The organism is Streptomyces sp. NPDC044061 (genome assembly GCF_056434305.1).
On sequence record NZ_JBWKFL010000067.1, the window covers coordinates 1 to 23652 of the forward strand.

At 70.7% G+C, this 23652-nt stretch carries 19 protein-coding genes; 13 read left to right on the top strand and 6 right to left on the bottom strand.

Annotation, left to right across the window (positions count from 1 at the left end; all coding sequences use genetic code 11):
• Window positions 1-292: 292 nt before the first annotated feature.
• The 3 genes from AC07CM_RS46050 to AC07CM_RS46060 form a co-directional block, all read right to left on the bottom strand.
• A complete protein-coding gene (locus AC07CM_RS46050) occupies window positions 293-2215 on the bottom strand; it encodes a hypothetical protein (protein WP_478882549.1) in 1923 nt (640 codons plus the stop codon).
• Between the two features lie 778 nt (window positions 2216-2993).
• Complete coding sequence (locus AC07CM_RS46055; RefSeq protein ID WP_478882550.1) at window positions 2994-3368, bottom strand: SH3 domain-containing protein; 375 nt, start codon at window positions 3366-3368, stop codon at window positions 2994-2996.
• Window positions 3369-3520: 152 nt separating this feature from the next.
• The gene (locus AC07CM_RS46060) at window positions 3521-4801 is read right to left on the bottom strand and encodes an MFS transporter (protein ID WP_478882551.1); all 1281 of its coding nucleotides are present in this window, start codon (window positions 4799-4801) and stop codon (window positions 3521-3523) included.
• Window positions 4802-5681: 880 nt separating this feature from the next.
• On the opposite strand from AC07CM_RS46060, the gene AC07CM_RS46065 reads away from it, so the two are divergent.
• From AC07CM_RS46065 to AC07CM_RS46120, 12 genes are all read left to right on the top strand, one after another.
• Window positions 5682-5864 (top strand): hypothetical protein, encoded by a 183-nt coding sequence (locus AC07CM_RS46065; protein WP_478882552.1) that lies wholly within the window; start codon window positions 5682-5684, stop codon window positions 5862-5864.
• A gap of 247 nt (window positions 5865-6111) precedes the next feature.
• Window positions 6112-6762 (top strand): HAD-IA family hydrolase, encoded by a 651-nt coding sequence (locus tag AC07CM_RS46070; protein ID WP_478882553.1) that lies wholly within the window; start codon window positions 6112-6114, stop codon window positions 6760-6762.
• 105 nt (window positions 6763-6867) lie between these two features.
• Window positions 6868-8070 carry a helix-turn-helix domain-containing protein gene (locus AC07CM_RS46075; RefSeq protein ID WP_478882554.1) on the top strand — a complete coding sequence of 401 codons (1203 nt, stop codon included), beginning with the start codon at window positions 6868-6870 and terminating at the stop codon, window positions 8068-8070.
• Between the two features lie 187 nt (window positions 8071-8257).
• The gene (locus tag AC07CM_RS46080; protein WP_478882555.1) at window positions 8258-8698 is read left to right on the top strand and encodes a recombinase family protein; all 441 of its coding nucleotides are present in this window, start codon (window positions 8258-8260) and stop codon (window positions 8696-8698) included.
• The gene (locus tag AC07CM_RS46085; RefSeq protein WP_478882556.1) at window positions 8695-8901 is read left to right on the top strand and encodes a hypothetical protein; all 207 of its coding nucleotides are present in this window, start codon (window positions 8695-8697) and stop codon (window positions 8899-8901) included. The genes AC07CM_RS46080 and AC07CM_RS46085 overlap by 4 nt, the downstream gene beginning before the upstream one ends.
• Window positions 8901-9104 carry a hypothetical protein gene (locus tag AC07CM_RS46090; RefSeq protein ID WP_478882557.1) on the top strand — a complete coding sequence of 68 codons (204 nt, stop codon included), beginning with the start codon at window positions 8901-8903 and terminating at the stop codon, window positions 9102-9104. Before AC07CM_RS46085 ends, AC07CM_RS46090 begins: the two co-directional genes overlap by 1 nt.
• 106 nt (window positions 9105-9210) lie before the next feature.
• Complete coding sequence (locus tag AC07CM_RS46095) at window positions 9211-10131, top strand: glycosyltransferase family 8 protein (RefSeq protein WP_478882558.1); 921 nt, start codon at window positions 9211-9213, stop codon at window positions 10129-10131.
• On the top strand, window positions 10128-11006 hold the full coding sequence (locus AC07CM_RS46100) for an aminoglycoside phosphotransferase family protein (protein WP_478882559.1): 879 nt from the start codon (window positions 10128-10130) through the stop codon (window positions 11004-11006). The genes AC07CM_RS46095 and AC07CM_RS46100 overlap by 4 nt, the downstream gene beginning before the upstream one ends.
• Window positions 11003-11734 (top strand): glycosyltransferase, encoded by a 732-nt coding sequence (locus AC07CM_RS46105; RefSeq protein ID WP_478882560.1) that lies wholly within the window; start codon window positions 11003-11005, stop codon window positions 11732-11734. The genes AC07CM_RS46100 and AC07CM_RS46105 overlap by 4 nt, the downstream gene beginning before the upstream one ends.
• Window positions 11735-11748: 14 nt before the next feature.
• Entirely contained in the window at window positions 11749-12627 is an 879-nt protein-coding gene (locus AC07CM_RS46110; protein WP_478882561.1) for a PIG-L deacetylase family protein, read from the top strand.
• Entirely contained in the window at window positions 12624-13238 is a 615-nt protein-coding gene (locus tag AC07CM_RS46115) for a hypothetical protein (RefSeq protein ID WP_478882562.1), read from the top strand. Before AC07CM_RS46110 ends, AC07CM_RS46115 begins: the two co-directional genes overlap by 4 nt.
• A gap of 7 nt (window positions 13239-13245) precedes the next feature.
• Entirely contained in the window at window positions 13246-14352 is a 1107-nt protein-coding gene (locus tag AC07CM_RS46120) for a glycosyltransferase (RefSeq protein WP_478882563.1), read from the top strand.
• On the opposite strand, the gene AC07CM_RS46125 is transcribed toward AC07CM_RS46120, so the two are convergent.
• Together AC07CM_RS46125 and AC07CM_RS46130 are read right to left on the bottom strand one after the other, a co-directional pair.
• Complete coding sequence (locus tag AC07CM_RS46125) at window positions 14276-15319, bottom strand: phosphotransferase (protein ID WP_478882564.1); 1044 nt, start codon at window positions 15317-15319, stop codon at window positions 14276-14278. The genes AC07CM_RS46120 and AC07CM_RS46125 overlap by 77 nt on opposite strands.
• Window positions 15320-15927: 608 nt before the next feature.
• On the bottom strand, window positions 15928-16503 hold the full coding sequence (locus tag AC07CM_RS46130) for a hypothetical protein (protein WP_478882565.1): 576 nt from the start codon (window positions 16501-16503) through the stop codon (window positions 15928-15930).
• A gap of 783 nt (window positions 16504-17286) precedes the next feature.
• Between AC07CM_RS46130 and AC07CM_RS46135 the strand changes: the two genes are divergently transcribed.
• Window positions 17287-18597, top strand: coding sequence for a protein kinase domain-containing protein (locus tag AC07CM_RS46135; protein WP_478882566.1), 1311 nt, complete (start codon window positions 17287-17289; stop codon window positions 18595-18597).
• Window positions 18598-18725: 128 nt separating this feature from the next.
• On the opposite strand, the gene mobF is transcribed toward AC07CM_RS46135, so the two are convergent.
• A complete protein-coding gene (gene mobF / locus AC07CM_RS46140) occupies window positions 18726-23414 on the bottom strand; it encodes a MobF family relaxase (RefSeq protein ID WP_478882567.1) in 4689 nt (1562 codons plus the stop codon).
• Between the last annotated feature and the right edge of the window lie 238 nt (window positions 23415-23652).

Consider the following 23652-nt stretch of genomic DNA (forward strand, 5'->3'; position numbering starts at 1 on the left):
AGCCATGGACCATCTGGTGTCGGACGATCTTCGTCCAGGCGAATTTCAACAGGTAGGCGCCGCTGTCGCGGTCGCCGAACACCCACTGGTCCTGCAAACGTCTCCAACTCATCACGCACCACAGCAATCTCGTCCGGAGTCACACACTCTCAACGCCACACCCCGCCCGCAGAACACGCACCACCACCCGACCTGACCAAGCCCTACTAGGCCGTCCGCCGTGAGGGCGACCCGGCCCCCGATACGCAATGCGGCTCTCGACGATGGTCGCGGCAGAGAAAGCCGGGCGACGTCAGGCCTTCCGGACGGGGCTGTGCGGTGTCGGCTCGTGCTGCGTGTGCAGCTGCTGCTCGGCCGCAGGGTCGTCGCTGTGTGGGGAGCCGGCCGTGGGTGTGGGTTTCTGGGAGCGCTCGCGGGACTGGGCCGCGATCCGTTGAGCGCGTGCGGCCGCACCGCCGGGCGGGTTCGGGGCCAGCTTTGCGACGGTGTCGAGGGCCTCGATGGCGCGCAGGGTGTCCGTGCGGCTGGACTTCAGCTCGGTGAAGCTCCGCTCGGCGCGTTCCACGCGTGCGCGGGCTTCGTTGATGTCTTCTTCGGTCACCGGCGGGGCGCCGGAGTCCTTGCTGTCGAACCAGGCTTCGGTCTCGGCTTGTTCGCGTAGTGCGTCGCTGATTTCCTGGGAGGCGTGGCGGTAGTGCTGGATGCCGAGGCCGGAGTTGTCGACGAGGTGGGTGCGCAGCCGGTCCATGCCCTGGCTGCCGGTAGCCGCGGGAAAGAGTCGGTGCAGGGCGTCACGGGTCATCTGTCGCTGCTCGCCCAGAGCTTGTGCGATGGGCTCCTCGGCCGCAGTGATGGGCGTCATGAACGCGTCGTGCTCCGCGAGTACTTTGTCGTCGGAGCCGGGGATGTGGGCGGCGGGCGACAGGGTGGCCTGTGCTGCGGCGACCGCAGCCTGGTGCCTGGCCTTCTTCGCAGCCTGTTCGGCGTCGACCAGGACGGCTGCGTGCATCAGCACCGCGTGCCGCGCATTCAGCTCCTCCAGCCGTTGGCGGAAGAACGCGCGGCTCTCGCGGGCGTCCTCCTGGCGTTCTCGGGCCTCTTCCGGCTCGAGCAGGTCATGGGCGCCGTTGACGTCGCTTGGGCGGCCGCTGATGTCGCTGGTTTCGGTCGTGACCTGAAGAAGCCAGGTCTCGGCCCACACCAGGTTGTTCATGGCCAGGTCGGCTTCCCGGCGGGCGACGGGTGAGATAACCCGCCATGCGGCGGCGGCTTGAAGGTCCGTGAACTGCCGGGGGAAGCCGGGTATCGCGGGCGGCGGTGATGCGGTGGGCGGCGGCGGGGCGGCCGGGATGGCGGCGGGTGCGTCCGCCGCGTCGGTGAGGGCCTCGTGGGCGCCGGCCAGCAGATGTCTCGCATCCGGGTGGGGGGCGATACGGGCCAGCTGCAACACCAGGGTGCGGGCGGCCTGGTGCACAGGGTGCTGCGGGTCGGGGTGCCGGGCCACCGCGGCGGCGGTCTCAGGCAGGCGGGCGGCCAGGTGGCCAAGCAACCGGTGCTGGGCCCGGTCGACGCGGTCCCGGAGCTGACTGATTTCGGAGTGGAAGGTGAGCCGGTCTAGCAGAACAGCGGCGTCGAGGAGGTCGGGAACCTGAGCCTTGTCGGGTGCTTCCGCCAGGGCGACGGCGTCGAGGGTCTCGCGGGCGGCTTCGCGGAGCCTTTCGGGGCCTTCGGGCTGGGGATCGGTGTACTGGGCTGCGAGGTGGGTGAGTACCGCCTCGCCGGGGACGGTGCCCATGGCCAGGGCCCAGGCGCGGCCGCCGAGCTGCCAGGCGGCAAGGGCGGGGGTGTCCGGCCACCAGGGGCGGGGATCGTCGCCGGAGACGAAGCCGATACGCCGGTCGAGCCAGGTGGCGGCCTCCGCGGCCAGTGCGTCCTGCAGCAGGGCCGTGTGATCGGCGTGGCGGAGCCGGTCGGGGGCGGACAGGGCGCTCTCGGTGTCCGCGAGGAGCGCATGGTCGGGCAGGGGCTGCCAGGTGGCGCCGTTGTCATCGCTGGCCTGCACGGCCAGCGACAGGTTGTCCTCCTGCTCGTGGGTGAGGTACCAGCGCATCGCCAGGGCCGCGTCGTGGATCAGGAAGGAGGGACCTGCCTCACCGGTCATCCAGGGGTGAGTGTGAGTGCTGGACAGGATGTAGAGGCGGCCGGTGTGGGGCACGGGTGGTCTCTCCCTCGTCCCGGGGCGGTGTGTCACCCGCCCTCGTGATGTGTGCGCTTCAGGCTGCCGGGGGGGCCAGCCGCATTCAGGGCCGGGCGCGCATGGATCCCGGCGGGCGGGAAGAAATCTGCGTTGGTCGCTCCGTCATGCGGTCCTGCCCGGGCGCAGGCATCCGCTCGGCATGGCCGTGCGGCCGCCGCGGGGGTGGCGTCCAGGCGCGCTGGCCGCGCGGCGGCCGCGGCGAGGAAGGCCGGGTGCGAGGTGGTGCGGGCGGGGCGTGCGTTCATGGCGTTTCACGAGCTTGGTGGAGAAGCCAGGGTACGGAGGACGGCGCGGACACGTCGGCGCCAATCCCGGGCTGGTAGGGAGGGGCCCGGGCGGGCGCGTGGACTGGAAAGGCGTCGGTCTTACGGACGCGCCGCGGCCGAGGCGAACGCGCGCCCGACGAGGTACTCGCCGGGAAGGGCGCACGGCCGGACGTACTTGGACGGGAAGGTGAAGCATCGTTCGGACAGGGGCGATCTCAGCAGCAGCGACCCAGGATCGCCAGGGATGAAAGCTGGCGAAATTCACTTATCCCTGTAGGGGTGGGAAAGGAGTTGGTGCAGTGGTCTGGGGTGCGGGACAAACTCGCCCGGACGACCGTCACTGCCGGTCGGGGGCGCTCAGCGTTGCCGAGACGTTTCAAGGGCGCGGCCTGCGGCCTGTAGCGCAACGGCCCGCGCCTCGGCACACATCGAGGGTGTGCCAAGGCGCGGTCCCTTGTGGGGGGACGGCGTCAGTCGGTCTGCATCGGTACATCGATGTAGTCGCGGCTCACCCAGCCGTGCTGGCCCTTGTGCGCGCCGTAGTAGGGCTTCACGTAGCCCCAGTTGCCCTTGTAGCAGGCCCAGTAAATGCCCTGCCCCTTGTTGAGTAGTCCGAGGCTGGTGTAGTGGCGGCCGGGCCCGGTGCGGAAGTTGACGTTGGCGGTGACCCGGGTGTCAAGCCGAACCCATTTGGTGCACGCCTTGGAGCTGGTCGTCGCCGACGCGGGCGCGGCCCCCACGGTCGAGAGGCCGAGAACGGACGACGCGACCACCGCGGTGGCGACGGCGGCGCCGCGCAGGCGATGCCCGGCAAAGGGGCGGCGGAGTACGGATGCGAGTGTCACTGCAGTCTCCCTGCTTTGGTAGTGATGCCAGGGAGCCTGAAAGTCGGACGGGCCCCATGGCCGCTGTGCGGCCGATACGTCTCAGGGCCCGGCACAGCGATCGCCGATGCCGTTCCGGCAGGTGGGAACACCCCTCTGCGGTCCGCTCCCTCTCACACGGCGGCCAGTGTCGACGCGGGCGTGGTGCGGGCCGAGAGCAGGAGCACGCACAGGACTGCGGCCATAAGCGGGACGGCGAAGTGCCCGCCCAGCGGGCCGGCCAGGGCGGTGCCACCGGCCACGCCCAGGCGGATCGCGCTGGACATCCAGCCGATCGCCTCGGTCGATGTGCCCGGTGGCGCGAGCGCGGTGACGGTCAGGCTGGCCACGGTCAGCAGCGGGACGAACAAGGCGCCCGGCAGCATCGCCAGAGCGAGAACGGCCGGGGCCGGGAGGGGGGCGAGCAGGGGAAGCCACCCGGCCGTGAACGCGGCTGCCAGCCATAGGAGATGACGGGGCTTCGGCGCGGTTGCGGGCTGGAGGCGGGCGAACACGACGCCGCCGAGCAGTCCGGCCGCCGAGAACGTCGCCGGCAGCGTGCCGGCCAGCCATGACGCGTCTTGCCGCTTGGCGACGGCGATCGCGGCGACGTCGAGGGCGCCGATCGTGCCGCCGAGGAAGACCAGCGAGACCAGCAGGGGACGCATGGCGGGAGGGCGCAGTACGCCCAGCGGGTCGCGGCGGCGGGGCACAACGCGCCAGGTGCGGGCGGGTCGGGTAGTGGCGAAGGCGAGGGAGCCGGCCAGGGTGACGGCGGCCGCCAGTGCGAGGGCCGCGGCCGGGGAGAGCCAGGTGGCCGTCGCGACCGCGAGGGCGGGCCCGGCGACGTAGACGATCTCCTGAGTGGTGGAGTCCAGAGCGTAGGCGGTACGCACATGTGCGGCGTCGGGAAGCACGGTGTGCCACAACGACCTCAAACCGCCCTCCAGCGGCGGGCATCCGGCTCCGGCCAGGGCGACGCACACGGCGGTGAAGGCAAGGTTGGTGGTGCCCACGAGGGCCACCGCGCTCAAGGCCGCCGCGACCAGCGCGGCTCCCAGGTGGCACGGCAGCGGCAGGCCGCGTAGGTCGGCCAGCCGCCCCAGCAGGGGCAGTCCGAGGGCTGGGGAGACGCCGTAGAGCGCGGCGAGCAGGCTGGCGGTGGCCAGGCCATGGCCGTCCGCCTGTGCCGCCAGGATCAAAGCGACGGGCGTCATGCCCAGGGACATGCGTCCTGCCACCGAGGCGATCAGAAGGCGGCTGCAGTAGCGGTGGCGCAGCACAGCTCGGAAGGTCGGCCGGGTACGCGGCGCCGCCACCGCGGGGCGGGCAGGAACATGGACGGTGGGCGGCCGGGGGGCGGGGCCTGGCGCCGAGGTGGTGCGGGGAACGTCGTGGACCCGCACGTGGGCCATCGCCTGCCTGCCTCTGCAAGGAAAGTTCGGGGTGTCTGGCGGGGCCGCCCGCACGGCGGGCTCGTCAGGGGTGCACGCCGTGCGGGCGGTGGCAGCAGCACGGGGAAGGGCCGCTGGTGGCACAGCCCAGCAGGCCACCGAGCACCGCCTCAACGCCGCTTCCCCGGCAGCGGTCGGCGCTGTGGGCCAAGTCCCAACGTCTGGTGTGGCGTCCTCCCTCGCCGGTCCGCCTCACGACCCCATAGGGCGGCACAGTCGAGGTTGGCGGAGCCCGCGAGGACCAGGGTGCTCGGCCGTTCGCCCACAGCAACGGCCGGCGGTCAACCGGCCAGCAGGAGGCTCACCGTGGCGGGCGGGCGGCCTGACATGCCACGCGGCGCACACCCCACTCCGGGTGCCGCCGCGGTGATGGTGCGCGGTCGCGGGCTGTCCGCCACGGGGAGGCCTCCCGTCCCGTGGAGCGCGGCCGCCGTGGGGTTGGTGCCTGTCGTCACCTGGACACGGCGAGCCCGTCGCGGACCTGGGGTCAGCCGGCCAGCTCCAGCAGTCCGTCCTGGCGCACCCAGCCCCGGTTGCCCTTGGGCAGGCCGCACGCGGAGCGGCGCGAGAGCTGGGTGTACACCCAGTTGTTGCGGCTGCAAAGCACCGTCGGGCGCGATGCCGCACACCGCGGAGACGGCGCCGGCCTGGTCATGCTGATCGACGCCGCACTCACCGCCGTCCTACGCGCTGCACGGGCACCGCACCCGCCAGCAAATCCAACAGCAGGCAGCAGCCGAACAGACCCTGGTTCAGCTACAGGCCGTGTGCGCACAGATTACCGAACCGGTCCTGGCCGACCTCCTCAGCCGAGCACCCACCCTGCAGACCAAGTACCGCTATGTCCACCACCTACGACTGGCCACACCCGAGCACGCCGAGGATCATTCAAGACCGTGCATGGGAAGCGATCGTCGCTGTGCTCGCCGAGGGCGAAGCAGCGGGGCACGAAGCAGCCAGGCTTCGCGACCGAGCGATCAGCCAGCGCATGCTGGACGATGCCCACAGCCCGCCCGGGCGCTGACCTGGCGTATCCAGCACCTCGGCCAACGCCACGCACCGAGCCCCGCTGTCAACGCCCGCCATGCCGCACGAACCTCTACGCCACCGCTGCCGCAGCAGCCTCGGATGCATCGGCGCTAATCAGGGTGGTCGCCATGTGGATACAGCAGTCGTCCGGGGAAGTGCAAGGCTTGTCGGCATCCGCGTTCTCGGCGCGCGGTAGCGTCTTCGTGAGGCCAAGAGAGGGAGCTCGCAGCATGCCGCAGCCCATGAGTACCACGGACCGTCAAGCCAAGCATGGGCTCATCCTGGATTTCGCGGGAGTGTTGACGGCCGATCCGCTTCCCGTGCACCGCGCGTGGTGCGAGTCGGAAGGGCTTCCCCCGGAAGCGTGGCGTGCCACCCTCAACGATGACCCTGAAGGCCGGCGGCTGTACGCGGCGCTGGAGGTCGGTGAGATCGACCAGGCGGAGTGGAACAAGCGCACCGCGGCCCTTCTCGGTGCCCATGTCGCACCGGACAACCTGATGGGGCGTGCATGGTCCGCGGTGCCTGCAGCCCGGCGTATGGCCGCGCTCGCGCGCGCGGCCAAGAGTGCGGGATACCGTCTCGCTCTCTTGTCGAACAGCTTCGGCACGGATCCGTTCAACCCGTACGAGCAAAGCGGGGTTTGGGGCCTGTTCGATGTGCACGTCATCTCGGAGCAGGTCCGCATGGCGAAGCCCGACCCTGCCATCTATGAGCTGGCGTTGGAACGGCTCGGGCTTCCCGCGCAGGCATGCGCGTTCGTTGATGACCACCCTCGGAACCTCGCACCTGCCGAGGCCCTCGGTATCACCACCGTCCTCGCGACGGACGAAGCGGCTACGGTAGCCGAGCTCGAGGCGCTCCTCGGTGTGAGCGCCGCGCTTTCCGTCTAACGGCGACTTCCAGCCAACTCACCGTTCCTGTAGTGCCCATGGGTGTTGCCGGTCGTAAGCAGTGGGTACGGTCCGTGTTCGGCCGATCGGGGAGGAGTTGCTGGCATGCAATGGTCCGAATACAGCACCGCTGACCGGCTCAAGACGCTGCGCGGTGCCATGACGCAGGAGCAGTTGGCGGAGGCCGCCAACGTCTCCGTGGGTGTTGTGCGGAAGCTGGAACGCGGCGGCACCGCTTCCCTTCCTTCGCTTCTGTCCATTGCCTCTGCGCTTGGGACGGACATCGCCGTGCTCCTCGGCCAGCAGGCGCCTCGTCGCTCCATGGACCGCGACGAGCGTGCAGCGCTGCGCGCGCTGTCTGCTGCCACGCACGATGCCGCGATCGGCATCCCCACCGACACTGAGCCGGGCACCGTCGAAGAGCTCCATGGTGTCCTTCGGCGTGCTGACGCGGCCTATTGGGCGGGCCGCTACACCGAACTCGGTGCGCTGCTCGGCGCATTGTTGCCCGAAGCTCGCGCCCGATACGACGCGGCGGCCCCCAATGCGCGGGAGGCCGCGGCCGGCGTCCTGGCCGATGTCTTCCAGACTGCTGGGATGGCCGCAAACGTGTGGGGTTCACGGGATCTGGCCTATGCGGCGCTCACCTACGGCCGGCAGATCGCTGTGCAGGCCGGCGACGATCTGCGGGATGCCCACCTGGCCGCCACCACGGCTTGGGTGAATCTCCGCGACGGGCGCACGGTGCAAGGGTTCGCGCTCGCTGCCGCTCAGGCCGACCGCATCGAGCCGAAAATGTCCGAGCACGATCCAGACCGGCTGTCGGTGTACGGGCAGCTCGTCACGAACGCTGCCGTTGCCGCGTCCCGGGGTGGCGCCTCGCCGGATTCCGCGCGGGAGTACCTCTCCCAGGCGCATGCGGTCGGCGCCCGCCTCGGGGCGGAGCATGCTCGTGGTCGGCATGCCCAACCATTCGGGCCGCTCTACGCCGCCACGCAGGCGATGAGCATCGCCGTTGCCCTCGGCGACACCGGCGGTGCGCTCCGGCTCATGGACACAGTCCAGCTGGACGACACTGTGCCCCTCGCCACTCGGGCCCGGTTCGGCCTCGACGTGGCGTTGACGCACGTGGAGTGCCGTCGGTGGGACCAGGCGGCTGACACCTTGGAAAAGGTCTGCGGCATGGCGCCGGGGTGGGTGCGGCACCAAATGCTGCCCGGAGTGATCATCTCTCGCCTCGTCGGCGTGTCCGTCGCGCGGCTCCGCGGGCTCGCCCATGCGGCCGGTGTGCCCCTCGCCGTCCGCTGACGGCCACCGCCACGCGCCATAGCAGCTCTCACAGCCGCCACCAGCAGGACTGCCACGCTCTGTTGCAGTCCTGCTGGAGGACGAGCGTGCAGGAGCACGGGAAGTGGCAGTCCGTCGCGTCATGACTTCGTGGCGCCGCCACGAGCCGTGCCTGTCCCGGGCACACCACCGACAGCACGCTGACTGCATGCCGAAATCCCCATCCGGCGGCCTCGGACACGTGCCGGTTGCCGTCTACTCCTGTGTGGCCGAATCGGCCGCTGTCCGCGAGGCCGAGCGCCGCGCACGCCACTACGCCGACGCCCGGCACTGGCATGTGGCTGGCACCTGGTCCGACGACGACCCGTGCGTGCCACTGGTCGTCCGCCCGGCTTGGGCGGCTGTCACGAGCGCGCTGTCCTCCGGGCTGGTCCGCGGCGTCGTCGTCGCGGGAATCTCTCATCTGGCTGAAGACGCTGGGCGGTTCGCCGCGCTCGGCGTACTCATTCGTGACCGGGGCGGCTTCCTTGCCGAGGCGACGCCACCGGCCCGCCAGACCCCGGGGCAACATGAACGCCGCCGCATATTGCTCGAAGTCTCCTCGGGCTGGTGGCTGTGGGGCGATCTCGTGCCAGGTGCCGCCTCGTGACCCGGGCACGGGCGGAGGTCGGTGACCTGGTCGAGGACGCAGACGGACGTCACGCCATCGTCACCGACATCAGGAAGGGCACCGACTGGGTCCTGCGTCCGGTGTCGGGCAGTCCCACGACTCAGTGGGAGACGGACGAGCCCGACATCCTCCACGTCATCGAGACGCGCACAGAACGCCTGAGCCGAGAGAAGGCCACCTGATGCGCAGCCGCGACAAGGCCCGTGGTGGGGTCGTCGATTCTGTCGAGCGGTTCTGCGTCGGCGTATGGTTCACCGGCCACCTCGCTGCGGTAGTCACGTTCGGCACGCTGATTGCCAACGACCATCAGGACCTCTCCGCCAGCCAGCAGCCGACGGTCAGCCAACCGGGCGCCAGCCCGGACGAGGCCACCCGCTCGTTCTAGCCCCTGCCCTTCGCTGCCAGCTCAGCCGCAGGGCAGGCGGGCGCTGACGACTCACAGTTCATCACCAGATCACTTCCCCAGACCACGTCCGGAAGGCGGACCCGCTGTGTACGCATTCGGTATCTGCATCGACCGGCACTACCTCACCCCAGGCCTCGCCACGATCACCTCCCTGGCGGACAGCCTCAGCCCCCGCGCCCGCAAGGCCGCAGCGCTGCGCTTCCTCTCCTTCGACCTCGGAGCGCCCCAGGTGCAACTCCTGGCCCACCTCGCCAAACGGGTCGGCTTCGGCTCCTTTGCCCTGGCCCGCCGCTCCCCGCTCCGCTCCGCGCGGATGGCGGATGCCTCGTACATCACCGTCACTACCTATCTGCGCTTCGAGTTCGCTCCCGAGTTCGTCCGCCGCCCGTACCTGATCTACGTGGACGCCGACGTCCTGGTCTGTGGCGACCTGACCATCCCGCTCCACGCTCTCCGCCCCGGCGAGGTCGGCGCCGTACGCGACGAGTTCAACCCTGCAGTCGGCCGCTGCCCAGCCTTGCCGGGCGCCGCGGAACGCTGGCCGCGTCTGAGGGACCGCCCCTACTACAACGCCGGTCTCCTGTGGGCTCACACCGCCGATCTGCCACGTATCCGCCACGGCGTCCAGCAGGCCCTGGCCAGACACCGGCGGCACATCCTCCACAACGACCAGGACGCCCTGAATCTGTGGCTCCTCCACACCGGCCGCGTGCGGGCGCTGTGGCTCCTCCACACCGGCCGCGTGCGGGCGGCCGACGCCGCGTACAACCGGTTCGAGGTAGGCCGGTACCTCGAACGCGGCGACTGGGTACGCCGCGTCGTCACCCGCCCCCTACGGCCGGACCCGGCCGCCCGCCTCATCCACTTCGTGGGCCCGGAGAAACCGTGGCAGGCGGGCTGTCCCGGTACGGACGACGTGCGGGAGTACCGCACTCTCCTGAAGCGGACCCTGCGGCACGTCCGCGCGCTGGGCGCCGCCCATCCCGAGCCGGCGGGGCTTCGATGACCCAGCCGCCCGCCATGCTCTCCCGCGCGTGCAGCACCCTCCTCGGGACACCCGCCCGGACCGCTGAGCGCCTGTCGGCGGGCTCCCGGACGGCCGTGTTCCGGACCGGCCTCCGCGACGGCCGCAGCGTGATCGTGAAGCTGTACGACCACACCGCCCGCCGCAACGCGCTGACCGAGGCCGCCGTCCGCGCGGCCAGCGTGGCTGTACCTGTTCCGCAGGTGCTCGGCAGCGGCTCCATCTCCAGCGAAAGAGCCACCGCGCTCATCACCTGCGACCTCGGCGGTCACACACTGGGGGCCTTCGTACGCTCCGGCCACATTCCGCACGCCCAAGCCCTCAAGGACCTCGGCGACCTCCTCGCGCGCCTGCACCGAGCACCGGTTGCGCAGGCAGTTCCCCGCCGCCCGTTCTTCGACTCGGTCTCCTCCCTGGCCCGCCGCTGCCCACCAGAATTGCTGACCCAGATCGGCCCCGCTCTCGCCGTCATCGCCGACACACCGGACAGAGCACACCGTGTGTGGTGCCACGGCGACATTCACTTCGACAACGTCGTCCTCTCCGGCCCGCACGGCACGCGCTACCTGGTCGACTTCACCGATGCCGCACCCGGCCAGCGGGAGGCAGACGTCGCCCACGCCCTCGTCATGACCGCGGCCCGCACACCGTGGGACCGGCACACGCTGATCGACGCCTACCGGCACCCTCTGGACCACTCACGGCTTGCGGCCTGGGTCGTCATTCACACCGTCCGCTGTTGGGTCCATGCCTCGCCCGGTACGAGCCGCTCCATGTGGTCGGACCGCCTGGCCGACCTGGGCCGCCAGACACCACACCTCTTCCGCACGGCCCGCAGCGAAAGGACAGCCCGATGACCAGCCCTGCACTGAGCGTGGTCATCCCAGCCCACAACGAAGCGGCATATCTGCCCCGCTACCTCCCCACCGTCCTCACCTCCCTCGAACGGTGGCAGGAGACAAGTGGTGAGCGGGGAGAAGTGATCGTGGTGGACAACGCCTCCACCGACGCCACCGCCGATATGGCCGACTCCTTCGGCGTCCGAGTGATCAGCGAGACCATCCGCAACATCGCCCGAGTACGCAACACCGGGGCGGCTGCCGCTCACGGCCGCAACCTGTTCTTCACGGACGCCGATGTCGCCCTGCCCATGGAGGCGATCACCGCAGCGGCCACCGCCATGGACTGCGGCGCCGTCGGCGGCGCCATCCCGCCCCTGTACACCCCCAAGCGGCTCGGCGCGCGGCTGCTCTGCGCGTACTGGGACCACTACCGAGAAACGCACGGCAGCGCACAAGGCGTCGCCCAGTTCGCCACGGCCGCCGCCTTCCAGGAGATCGGCAGATACCGCGACGACCTGTTCATGAGCGAGGACGTCGAATTCTTCCACCGCCTGACAACCCACGGACGCAGCAAGAACGCACCGGTCGTGATCCTCGACGAGCTGCGCGTACGCCCCTCGACCCGCCGTTACGACCAGTGGTCCAGCCTCCGGATGCTGTGGTGGCAGAACCCCGTCACCGCCCGGCTGCGGCTCAACTCCCCGCGCATGTGGCGCCACTGGTACCAGACCACCGTCCGATGACCCCGGAGCCCACCATGACCGTGACGCCGCCCGTACCGGACGCGGAAGGGATCTACACCTTCCCCGACGACCTCATGCACGCCCACCAGCAGTGGACCGAGCACCTGTCCGAACGCCACCGCACGCACGACCACCAGATCATCGAGCTCAACGCCCCGCACAGCGGGCACCGCTACCTCATCGGGATGCGCCGCCCCGCCGGCCGCCCGGTGCTCGCCATCGAACCGCACCACGACGACTTCGCCCTGTCCGCCTCCGGCACCTTCCTCGCCCATCCCCGACCGCTCACCGTTGCCACGGTGTTCACCCGCTCCACCAGCGTCCACCCAGCCCTGGAAACCGCCTACGGCACCGAGTGCGCCGTATCCGCCCTACGCAACCGGGAAGGCGCCGCCGCCCTGACACCCCTCGCGGCCAACCGCATCCTCCTCGGCCACCAGGACGCCAAACCCCCCTACCGCCCCTTCGATCCACACCGCCTGGGCCGGATCACGGACGAACTCCGCGAGATCGTCGAAGCCCACCCCGACGCCGAACTCCTCGCCCCGGCCGCCGTCACCCGCCACCCCGACCACCTCCTCGTACACGCCGCAGCAGTACGACTCGGATGTCGCTGGTTCTGGGAAGACCTCGCATTCTGGCCCACCTACGCCCTCGCCGACTGCGACCAGCACCTCTTCCGAGCACGCACCGGCCCCTCCCTGCTCCCCGAGCTCGTCGACATCACCCCCGTCACCCTCGACAAGACCACGGTCCTGCACATGCACGGCTCGCAGATGCACCCCGCCCGGAAGATGTACCGGCCGATCCGGCACGCGTGGACCACGGCGTCCGACCTCCTGAGCGGCACGAGAGCCTTCGCGGAACGCTTCTACCGGACGGAGTCGCTGTGAAGATCATCGCGCTCGAAGGGCCCTCGTACGCCGGGAAGTCCACCGCCATTCGCTACCTGCGCAAGCGCGGCATCGAGGAACGGGCCTTCGTCTCGGACTGCTACGTCCAGACCATCGCCCGTCACACCGACATCCCACCCGCCCGCACCGCATCGGCCGCCGAACAGCTCGCCGCGTTCGAGACATTCATGGACATCGAAGGCGCTCGCGTGCGCAAGGCACTCGACAACGCCAAGCCCGCCGTCCTCCTCGATCGTTCGGTGGACACCCTCCTGGCCCACGCCCACGCGCTCGACGCTCTGTTCGGCTACAACCTCCACCACCGCCTGCACGACCGCCTCCAGGAGCTGCCGTTCCTGCGTCCCCACCACACCCTCTACCTCGACGTGCTGGCCGAAGAGCTGGCCCTGCGACGGAAGGCGGCCGGGCACACGGCGGCCGAGTCCGAGTACTTCCTCCATGAGCCAGCGTTCCTCGCCCACGCACGGGACTACTTCGTCTCCGCAGCGCAGCCACCGGTGACGCGGGAGGTGACCGTCATCCCCGCCGACACCAGCGAGGAGGCAGTCGCGCACGCGGTGGAAGCCCTCGTCACGTATTGGGCCAGGTGACCGGCCCATGCCCACAGCCCTCTTCGCCTGGCGACGTACCCCACCACCGTTCCTCATCGGCGGAGCCGAGGTCACCCAGCAACTCCTCGCCGAAGAACTCGCGGCAGCCGGATGGCGAACCGTCTACCTCGGCTCCCACCAAGCACCCTGGGACGAAGCCCCACAGACCGCCCAGATGCGGACCTTCCTCGACGAGCACAACACCGCGTATGAGGCGACCCAGGAGGGCCTGCGCTACAGGTGGAACGGAGTGGAATGCCTCGCCGTACCGCAGCAGCGGATCACGTCAGCGCTCCGGGGCCTGCTGACCCAGGCACGCCCGGATGTGGTGTTCACCTCGCAGGAAGGCGCGGCCGACATCGCCGTCCAAGCCCGGCCCGCCGCTCTCGTCGCAGGCATCCTGCACTCGGTCTCCAAGGCGGGACTCGGCGTCCTCGCCGGTCGCCCGCACCACGGACTGGCCGTCTCCGAATTCGTTCTCCGGCAAGCGCCCCCGACCGAAGGCACACGGCTGTCCGTCCTGTACCCGCCCTTCACGCCGCCCAGGCCAGGCCAGCACCGCCGCGAGCGAGCCAGGGCCGTGCTCATGGTCAATCCGATCCCGGCGAAAGGCGCCGACCTCCTGCACCAGCTCATCCACCGCCTACCCGAACAGCACTTCACCCTGGTGGAAGGCTGGTGGAGCACCGCCGAACAATTCGCCCGGTACCCCAACGTCACCTACGTGCCCCGGGTCTACAACATGAGCCCCCTCTACCTCAGCCACCGCCTCCTGCTCGTGCCGTCCACGGTGCAAGACGCCTTCCCCCGCGTGATCATCGAAGCCGCACTGCACGGGACCCCGAGCATCGGCACCGACCGGGGCGGCATCCCCGAAGCCATAGGCAACGCGGCATCGTGCTTCCCGCCGAGGCCGGCTCGGGAAAGTGGGCGGAGGCCATCCGCGCCACTGACCACCACACCCTGGGGGAGTAGGCGCGCCGACGAGCGACCATCTTCACCCGCCCCCGCCTGCCGGACCTCGAACACCTCGGGATCTACCCTGCGGCGAACACGTCCTCGACCTGATCCAGCCGATCCGTCCACCAGCGCAGCAACGCCTCGTCCGCAGTGAACAGCTCATCGAAGGAGAAGTCACCACGGTCGTAGTGGAACTCTAGCTGCCAGAAGTCCGTCATCCGCTTCCACCACAGGCGACGAGCACCGTCCACCAGCGCAGACGGCTCCAGCGGCACCACCGACCGATACCCCTGGACGAACGCAGACACCCGGGCAAGGTCGAACATCCCGCCCACCCCGAACTGCACCTGCGCCGTCCGTACGACCTCTTCCGCGTACGGGCGCACCGCAACCCGGTCCCAGTCCAGGACGGCGGCGAGTTCCCCGCCTTCCCACAGCAGATTCCGGTACTGCACGTCGCCATGCGTCCACCCGTGATCACCCTCAGGTGTCGCAGATCGCGAACGATGATCGGCGTACTTGAACACGAGGGCCCGCCGACGGTCCAAGGCAGCAGCGACCTCCTTGTCGAAGTCGCTGCCTGTGCCCTTGTCGCGTACGGCCGCGGACAGGCGCTCGGCCTTCTCCACCGCCCGCTCCGGCGACGTGACGTCTGAGGTGATCGTCTCTGACACCCCGGGCAGCAGCCCTCGACCGCAAGCCTTGCCCAGACTCGCGTGCAGGCGTCCCAGGTGCACGCCCAGTGCGCTCACCTGGGCCAAGGTGAGATCAACACCCCGGACATGGGAGCCGGCCACCCACGGGAACAGGCACCAGGCGCCACCGTCGACCTGCGCCACCAGCGCCCCCGAGATCGTGGGGACAGGGGCACTCACCGGGACACCGTCGGCGCCAAGGGCCGCCAGCACGCCGAGATTCCGCTGCAACCGGTCCAGCGAGACATCCGTGACCCGCTTCAGAGCGAACCTCCCGGCGAAGGTGTCCAGCCTCCAGTTCGCGTTCATCAGCCCGTCAGCGAGGTAGCGTCGCTCCCGCACGTCTCCGAGGCCGAAGACCCCGATCAACTCTCCGAGCACGCTCTTGGCGATATCGCTTCGGGCCGCCGCGGTGACATCAATCATCCCACGGACGATACGCGAGCAGACCCCACCCGAGCACAACGATCACCCGGGCGCCGGCCTCGCTTCCCAGGCGCTTCCCCCCGCCGTCAACGATGCCGACCTCGGCCACTGCTTTCGGTGATCACTGAGCTGATCGAATCCGTAGAGGCCGTCTGCGTCGCGACACTCGCCGGGTGGCGGACACGACATCGCACGGGCGGCCCCGACCCCTTCCCGGACAAGGAAGCACTCCCCGCATACAGGACTTCGCCCGACACCGGCCCCGTATGGTTCCCACTCGTGCGCTGGCAGGCGCGCCGTTTGGCGACCGAGTTCGGGCCAGGTCAGTGGTCTGAGGTTTGCTTCCCCCCTGCCTGGCCCGCGAGACGCCGAAGAGAAACAAACCCGCCAAACCGAGCTACTACGACTACGCCGCGGACGTCTCTGGGCTGGGCACGCCTCGCTGGCCAGCGGTGCCCCCAGGACTCAACGTTCCCACGACGCCTAGCCGAGCGGGGGCCGCACGGGACGCGGGAGGGCTCAGGCGGTCGTCGGTCGCGTCGTCCTGCTTGGAGGGGACGACGCGGAATGTCTCCGGGGCCGGGCCCAGGCAGGTCGACCCCCACTGCTCAGCGTCCCCCGCCCGCGCGACGGGCGTGCGGCCGCTGCGCGGTGCGGCCGCGCCGCCGTGCGGGTGCGGCAGGGCTCTCAAGGGATCCGGCGGCGGGCGAGGAGAAGCCACCGGGCACACCCGGCCGGGCGGCCGGCACCTGCGCCGTGGACGGTTCGCCGGTGCGCCTGGCACGGTCCGCGCGGGTGACGATGGTGGTATCGGGAAGCAGCCGGGCGCAGGCTTCGCACACCTCCTCGACTTTCCAGACGCGGCCCACGGTGGCATCGTGCCGCAGGATGAGCACCACGGCGCCCGCGCCGCAGGGTGTCTTGCTGTCCGCGTGGGAAGCGCACTGCCGGGAGCCGCAGTGGCACCAGGCGTTGGAGCGGACGGTGGCGGCCTTCGCGTGTGCGGCCGCGTGCTGGGCGGCGAACCTTCGCAGGGCCGCAAGCTCCTTGGAAGAGGGCGGCATCTGGCACGCGGTGTTGCTGCAGGAGACCGTGGCTGAGCGGTCGCTGCGTCCGGTGAGCCGGATCGTCCAGGCCCGCCCGGGGACGCGCTCGATAGGGGTTGTGGTGTGCGCGCTCGTCACGCAGGGCCGTCCATTCGTAGAAGGGTGGCAGAAGTTTGTCAGTCCACTATGCCCGCCTGCCATACAGGCATCCGGTTTGTTCCTGTGGTGGCGCGATGCCAGGCAGTGTGGTGCTGTCGAGTCCGGATGCCCCAGCGGGCGGTCGCATGCTGCTGTGGAACAACTGGGCCCCCTGCTCCACCCGTACACTCGCTAAGAATCATCACGTAGTGAGGCGATGTCCACCCGATCTCCTCCGCCAATGCAGGCGCCGCGGCGAGGCCATCAACCACACCCTCTCCGGCGTCCCCGCACTCCACAACCTCAAGCTCGACATCCGGTAAACCAAGTACCCCTCGCGGGAAACACGTCCCGGTCCGCATTACGTGATAGCTCTTAGCCGTTTGTACAGGCGAGGAAGGGACAGGGCAGTGAGTCAGCAGGACGGCATCCGGCGTGTCTGGGGTGACGCACCGATCTACGACAGGCTCGTCGCGGAACGGGGTGATGTACTGGCTGAGGTGAACTCTGCGGCCGCTCGCATCCTCAGGGAGGCTGATCGCAGCGTCAACTTCGGTCCGCTGCTGCCCGTCATAACGCCCTCGAGTAGCGCCCTGTAAGGAGGCACCGACGGTGTTTGGGAGGGGCAGACAAGGCGGATTCTATCGAAGGCCGTCGCCGCGCTGCGTCCTCGGACAGTAAATCCGGAGAACGGCAAGCGGGCGGTGACGGCGTCGTTCTACATTGCCTGGCATGTCTGCAACTGCCCTGCATCGATGGGGTCCTTGGCGTCGCGTCGGTACTGTGGAGGGGTTCGGCCACGTTCACTTCGTCCGCCGCGATGACGGCGTGGAAGGGGTGCTGAAGTCGCCACGGCCGAGCAAGGGAAGCCGGAAAGTCAGCGGCATCACGCGCCAGCGCTTCCAGGAGGAGGTGCGGCGGATGCAGGAGCTGACCCGGGACGGCATCACGGGTATCGTCCCGGTGCTCGACGCCGATCCACAGGATCCGCCGCAGTGGTTCGTCATGCCGGTGGCCAGGACGCTGCGTGAGATCCTCAGCCCCGGTCGGCCAGCCGAGCTACGCGAGGTCGTCGAGGCGATCCGTTATGTCGCCGACACGCTCGCCATGCTCGCCGAGCGCAACATCTCGCACCGGGACATCAAGCCCGCCAACCTTCTGCATCATCAGGGTCGTCCGGCGGTCTCGGACTTCGGCATCGCCGCGTGGCCGCGGCGGCCGCAGCTGACCAGCTCCACCTACAAGATGGGCCCGATGTACTTCCTCGCACCGGAGATGCGGTTTCCCCAGCCGGGCACGCCCGGCTATCCGGCGGACGTGTGGTCGCTGGCGAAGTCGCTGTTCGCGCTGGCCAAGGGGCTTGAGTATCCGCCCGAGGGCACCCACTACGTGCAGGGCAACGAATACTCGTTGTGGGCGCAGGGCGAGGAGGCGGCGATGGATCTGGCTCCGGTGATGGAGGCGGCGACCGCCTATGAGCCGCGTGACCGGCTGTCCATGGCGGCCTTCCGCGACGAGCTCACGGCGTGGCTGGATCTGCACCCGGGTCCGGTTTCTCCCGGCCACCCTGCTCTCCGGCGGGGCTTTCGTGCTCTGGAGGCGGCCACCGTTGATGTGCGCCGCCATGAGGCGGAGCTGCGTCGGCTTCTGCCGGAGCAGATGCGGCGCCTTTCGCAGGTGCAGCACGGCGTACGCGACCAGTGGCTTGCCCCCTTCCTGGGCGATCAGTTCCCGGAGGGCGTCCGCCTGCTCGAGCCGCACGGCTACCCCGATGATCCCGAGTACGACATGGGCGTGGACGGCATGGCGCTTGCGGCCACGGAACCGGACCAGGCGGGACGCCGGGTCATGCTCGGCGGATTCTTGATGGGGACCGAAACGACTCTGGCGGCGGAGATCCAGCAGGACAGCAAGGTGCTGGCCAGTTGGACCGAGGACGTCAATGCCCTCATGCCCAGCGCCCTGATCGCCCTGCGCCGTATCACCGGCGAGGTGGAAGCGGCGCTCGCCGAGCTCCCGCGCACCGCAGTCGGCCCCGGGGAGCGGCCGGACAGGACGCAGCAGAACGCAGCGCCGCCCGAGTCGAAGCCGTAGCGGGTCGGACACCGCCGCCTTCCTGGGGCTGGCACCGTGCTGCGGGCGGGCGCCGACGGACTGCGCATGTCGCGTCCAGGCCTCTTCCCTCGCCCGGCGAAGGGCGCACGAACGGGGCGGAGTTCTGGTCAGCGAGTGGGAGGCCGTGGGCCGGGATGGTGCGCCTGCGGCGACGGCTGGCGCAGGGGTGAGGTAGGTGGCAGGAGGGCTGCGCGTTCGGCGGCGGTGCGGGCACGCATCTGTTCCAGGCGGCGTTGGACGCGGGCGTGGGTGTACAGGTCGATGGCGTCGGTGAGGCGGTCCCATTCGTCGGCGTCGAGGCCTTGGGGGCGCGGGCCCAGTACGTCAGGGTCTGAGCGGTGGTGGCGGCGTCGGTAGTCGCTGATGGCGGTGAGGAGCTTGGTGTAGGCGTGCCGTTCGTCTTCGTCGTCCTCTGACGGGGCGGTGATCTCCTCCATCCAGGATTCGGGCGGGCTTTCGCCGGCGAGCACGGCGGCCAGGGCGCGCCGCGCGAGGCGTGCGTCGATCGCGCCGTAGGAAAGGGGCGCGCCGCCGAAGGGGTCGCGCAGGGCCGGGTGGTCGGGAAGCGGTCCGCTGGGCGGGGGCGTGTCGAGGTGGCTGAGGGCGGCCTCGATCACGACGGAGGCGGGCGCGTCGGGTTGCGGGAGGTTCAGCGGACGGCGCCGGCCGGTCAGGGCCCGGACGCGGGCGTCCAGGTCGTCCCAGGCCGCAGCGCCGGCGGGGTCGGCGGGGCGCGGGCCCAGTCCAGGCACGGAGGTGATGGCGTGGCGGGTGCGCCATAGTTCCACCAGGGCGGCTGTGGTGGCCCAGGCGTGGCGGCGTCTCGGGGCACTGGTGGGCGGCGGTGCGCCCAGGGGGCGGGCCCAGGCGGGCGCGGATGCGGCCAGGGTGTGCCCGCGGTCGGCCAGAGAGCGGGCCAGGATGCGGTGGCGTTCGGCAAGGTGCGTGCCCCAGTGCGCGGGGGTGTCGGGGTGGACCAGGGCGTGCCGATCGGCGACCCAGTCGGGGATCTGTCCACGGTGGTTGGGCCGGTGGGCCGGGTGGTCGGGCAGCCGCTCGCGCAGGCGCAGCTCAGCCTGGATCTTGTCGATGACGGCGTCGGCGCGGGCCAGTGCGGCGCGCGCGGACCGCTGGCGCTGGGCCGTGGTGGCGCGCCGCGCATCGAGGGCGCGGCGGATGACGGCTATCGAGATGGCGCCCGGGAAGGCGGTGCTCGTAGCCCGCTCGCGCTGGTAGTCCTCGCGGGCCGCGTCACGCCAGTTGAGTGCGCGGCGCAGCTGGGACTCGCGGGTGAGGGCGGCGATGAGGTGCCGGGCGGTGTCGGAGAGCGGGGTTCTGCTCGTCTGGGCGTGCCGCATCTGCCGGCGGACGATGGCCAGTTGGGTGGCGAGTTCGCGGCGGGAGAGGTTCCCCATCGGGCGCTGGTCGAAGGCGGGATGGGTGTGGCCGGCGCGGGTGGTGACATCGGCGGGCAGGTGGGTGAAGGCGGCGTCGGCGGCCTTGAGTGCCTCGCGTGCTGCGGCGCGGTGCGAGGCGGCGAGCCGGGTCAGCGTGTGCAGTTGGGCCAGGGTGAGCGCGGCCAGGGGACGGTGGCGGGCTTCCGCTTGGGCTTTGGCGGCGTCCGTCATGCGCGCGCGCAGCCGCCAGGTGAGCACGGCGGCAGGGTCGTCCGCGTGCGTGAAGCCGCGGCGGGGCACGGTGTTGGACAGCAGCCGGGGCAGGTCGAACCCTGCCCGCTCGGCATCGTGGAGCGCGCGGATGAGGGCCGGGTAGGCGTCGGCGGCCATGCAGTAGGCCGCCCGGTCCGCGCCGAGGGTGCGCTCGAGCAGGCCGGTCAGCCGGGCGGTGGTGGCGCGCTCGGCGACGTCGGCGAACTCGGCGGACAGCTGGCCGGGTGCGCTGATTTCCTGCTGCAGCGTGGCGATCGATTCGGTCGCTGAAAGCTGGACGCGGCGCCGGGCGGCGATGGAGGCGAGCACGTCGTCCAGGCGGTCGCCGTCCTCGATGGCGACGTAGAGGCGGTTGGTGCGTGCCCCGCGGGTCAGCTGGACGTAGACGCCTTCGCGGGTGGAGCGCGCGGAGGCCAGTGCGTGGGAGGTGTCGACCGTCATGCCCTGGGCGCGGTGGATGGTGGAGGCGTAGCCGAGCTCGCACTGGGCGGCGAGGTAGTCGGCGGGCAGGCGGATGCGGCCGCGGTGCTGGGTGTGGCGGACCACCACGTCACCGCCGGGCAGGATCTTCGTGACGGTCCAGGTGTCGCCGTTCTTGACGAAGTCCTTGCCGCCGCGCACGGTCATGCGGCGGCGGTTGAGGCGGGTGACGATGGTGTCGCCGATGTGTGCGCGCTGCCCGGCGCGCAGCGTGCAGGCGTGGCTGGTGTCGACGGTGCCTTGCTCGATGTGCCAGGCCTGGGCGCGGCGGTTGAGGGCGGTTACGGTCGCCGTGTCGGCGGCCGTCATCAGCGAGGTGAGCCCGTTCTTCAGGTCCTTGGCCCAGGCGGCGAACACCTGGTCGCACATCGCCTCGTAGTGTCCGGCGACGATCCGGCCCTTGTCCCGGTACCAGTCGAATGCGGCCCGGTGGTCGTGGCCGTCGCGCAAGGTCAGGGAGGCGTCGGCCTCTCCGGGCACGCGGAAGCGGTGGAGCTGGTCGAGTTCGATCGTGCCGCCCGCCCGGGAGATGAGCCTGAGGGCTCCCCCGGCTTCGACGGCGGCGAGCTGGTGCGGGTCGCCGAGCAGGCGCACCACCGCACCGGCGGCCGCCGCGTCGGCGAGGATCTCATCGAGCTGGAGGGTGCCGGCCATGCCCGCCTCGTCGACGAGAACAAGGTCGCCGGGACGCAGCTGGAAGTCCTTGCCGACCGTGTCGCCTGCGCCGGCCCGGCCACGCTGGTACAGCCAGGAGTGCAGGGTGTGGGCGTCCCGTTTCAGGTCGCCGCCGAGGACTTTCGCCGCGCGGGAGGACGGTGCGAGCGGGATCAGCCGTCCGCCGGCCGCGCCTACGGCCCTAGCCACCAGCCGCATCGCCGTCGTCTTGCCTGCGCCCGCGGGTCCGAGCCCTGCCAGCAGCAGCTTCTCGGACAGTACGAAGGAGGAGGCCAGCGCGCGCTGGCCGGCGTCCATCGGGCCGCGGTGTAGGGCGGCGACGCGGGCGAAGGTGCCCCGCCCCACCGGCGGGATCACGCTTCGACGGGACCCGGCCAAGAGCCGCATCTCAGCGGCCAGGAGGGAGTGCGTGGTGTAGGTGGCTGAGCCGATGGGCCGGTAGACGCTGGTGCCGTCCGCGCGCTGCAGGTCGGGGTGTGGGGGGTTGATCTCGGGCGGGGTGATGTCCAGGCAGTCGCTGTGGGCGAGTACCCGGTCGGTGATCTGCTCGGCCGCCTGGGGCTCGGCGGTGGCCCCGGCAAGGGTGCGCATCAGGTAGCGGCGTGCCTCGGCCAGCACGTGGCGGCGGCGGAACGCGGTACGGCGCTCGGCGACCGCCGCCAGGACCTGCTCCGCCGCCGCGTCGACGTCGAAGGCGGCGGGGGCAGGCCGGTTTCGGGCGGCGGCCTGTGCGGTGGCGAGGAGATGGTCGACCACGTTGCGGTCGGTGACGGCGATCGCCCGGCGCCGCCACGCGGCGAGCAACTCGTCCAGAGAACGGGCCCGGCGTTTGCACGGGCGGGTCATCACGGTCGCCTGCCACTGCAGCCGTGTGCGGGCCGGGCGCTCGGGCTGGCGGCCGTGGCGGCGCCGGTAGTCGTCGAACAGAGCCTCGGACATGCCGCGTACGGCGTCGGCGCGCTGCGCGAACGCGGCGCGGATCCGCCGGTCGATCCCGACGATCCGCATCACGGGCCGCTGCCCGGGGGTGACCTCGACCTCTTCGGTGGCAAGCCCGAGCCGGTCGCAGATCAGCTCCAGGGCGCGCTGGTTGAACAGCTCACTCGCGGCCACGACTTCGCGCAGCAGGAGGCGTGAGTCCAGGTTACGCCAGCGGCCGTCCGGTCCCTGTACCCGCGGGGAGATGACGACGTGCTCGTGGAGCATGGGGTCACCGGCACGGGATTCGTAGTGCAGATAGACCGTGGCCAGCAGGCCCGGCACGGCCTGCTGCTGGGCCACGCCGCCTGGTCCGGTGCGCACCGCGAGCGCATGCTGCTCCAGCCACGCCACGGTCTCGGAGCGGGCCTGCGCCATCACCTCCAGGACGGCGGCCCGCACCTGGGGGCCTGCGAGCGCGAACAGCAAAGACAGCTCCTCGCTGGAGAACGTGAGGTCGTAGCCGGTGATCGCGCGGCGCTGGGGGCCGGTCCGCGCGGCCAGGAACCGGCCGAGTTCGGCTCCGTCGGCCGGGGCCCGGTGGTACTCGGCAGTGAAGGCGTGCGCCGCGGTCCGCTGCCGCACCTGGCGGGTCTCGGCCTTCGTCAGCGGCCGGCACAGCTGCTCACAGACCTGGTCGAGGACGTGCTGGATCTCGCGGTCGAGTGGGGAGAGTTCCGTCAGCCGGGGCACGGCCGGGCCGAGCTTGGCGGCCTTCATGGCCCGCTTGAGCGAGGCGCCCTGCTCGAGTTCCCGGGCCACGAGCCTCTCGGCGTTGGGGTGCATGCCGAGCCCGAACAAGGCCCGCATCTGCGCGTCGCTGACGATGCCGGACAGCCCCAAAGCGTCGGCGGCCTGCCCCTGCCACACGCCGGGCGGCACTCCCGGCACGGCGGAGGACACCGTCGGCTCGACTCCTCGGGCACCGTCGCCGAGGGCGATGTCGCGCCGGTAGTAGCGCTCCCGCCCAGCCGTGATCCCGGTCGCCGTCATCCCCACCACGACAGGAGATCACCGCGCACCATGTGGATGCGGGTGCTGCCCGGCGCGCAGCCCCGAACCTCCCAGGGCCTCGGAAACAATCTTCGAACGCGTCCCGCCAGGAGGGAATTCGGCCCTCTGGGCCGGGAGGGCGTCAAAAGTGCCAGAGGTGTACGGCAACCGGCCTGCCAGCGGCTGGCAGCCTCACGTGCCCGCTACCCACCGGGCGGACGAACACCACCCACAGCCA

What these genes read in the sequence shown, in the direction of transcription:
- AC07CM_RS46060 (WP_478882551.1), bottom strand. Translation starts at nt 4,801, where the DNA reads ATGGCCCACGTGCGGGTCCACGACGTTCCCCGCACCACCTCGGCGCCA.
- AC07CM_RS46065 (WP_478882552.1), top strand. Translation starts at nt 5,682, where the DNA reads ATGTCCACCACCTACGACTGGCCACACCCGAGCACGCCGAGGATCATT.
- AC07CM_RS46070 (WP_478882553.1), top strand. Translation starts at nt 6,112, where the DNA reads ATGAGTACCACGGACCGTCAAGCCAAGCATGGGCTCATCCTGGATTTC.
- AC07CM_RS46075 (WP_478882554.1), top strand. Translation starts at nt 6,868, where the DNA reads ATGCAATGGTCCGAATACAGCACCGCTGACCGGCTCAAGACGCTGCGC.
- AC07CM_RS46080 (WP_478882555.1), top strand. Translation starts at nt 8,258, where the DNA reads ATGCCGAAATCCCCATCCGGCGGCCTCGGACACGTGCCGGTTGCCGTC.
- AC07CM_RS46090 (WP_478882557.1), top strand. Translation starts at nt 8,901, where the DNA reads ATGCGCAGCCGCGACAAGGCCCGTGGTGGGGTCGTCGATTCTGTCGAG.
- AC07CM_RS46100 (WP_478882559.1), top strand. Translation starts at nt 10,128, where the DNA reads ATGACCCAGCCGCCCGCCATGCTCTCCCGCGCGTGCAGCACCCTCCTC.
- AC07CM_RS46105 (WP_478882560.1), top strand. Translation starts at nt 11,003, where the DNA reads ATGACCAGCCCTGCACTGAGCGTGGTCATCCCAGCCCACAACGAAGCG.
- AC07CM_RS46110 (WP_478882561.1), top strand. Translation starts at nt 11,749, where the DNA reads ATGACCGTGACGCCGCCCGTACCGGACGCGGAAGGGATCTACACCTTC.
- AC07CM_RS46120 (WP_478882563.1), top strand. Translation starts at nt 13,246, where the DNA reads ATGCCCACAGCCCTCTTCGCCTGGCGACGTACCCCACCACCGTTCCTC.
- AC07CM_RS46125 (WP_478882564.1), bottom strand. Translation starts at nt 15,319, where the DNA reads ATGATTGATGTCACCGCGGCGGCCCGAAGCGATATCGCCAAGAGCGTG.
- mobF (WP_478882567.1), bottom strand. Translation starts at nt 23,414, where the DNA reads ATGACGGCGACCGGGATCACGGCTGGGCGGGAGCGCTACTACCGGCGC.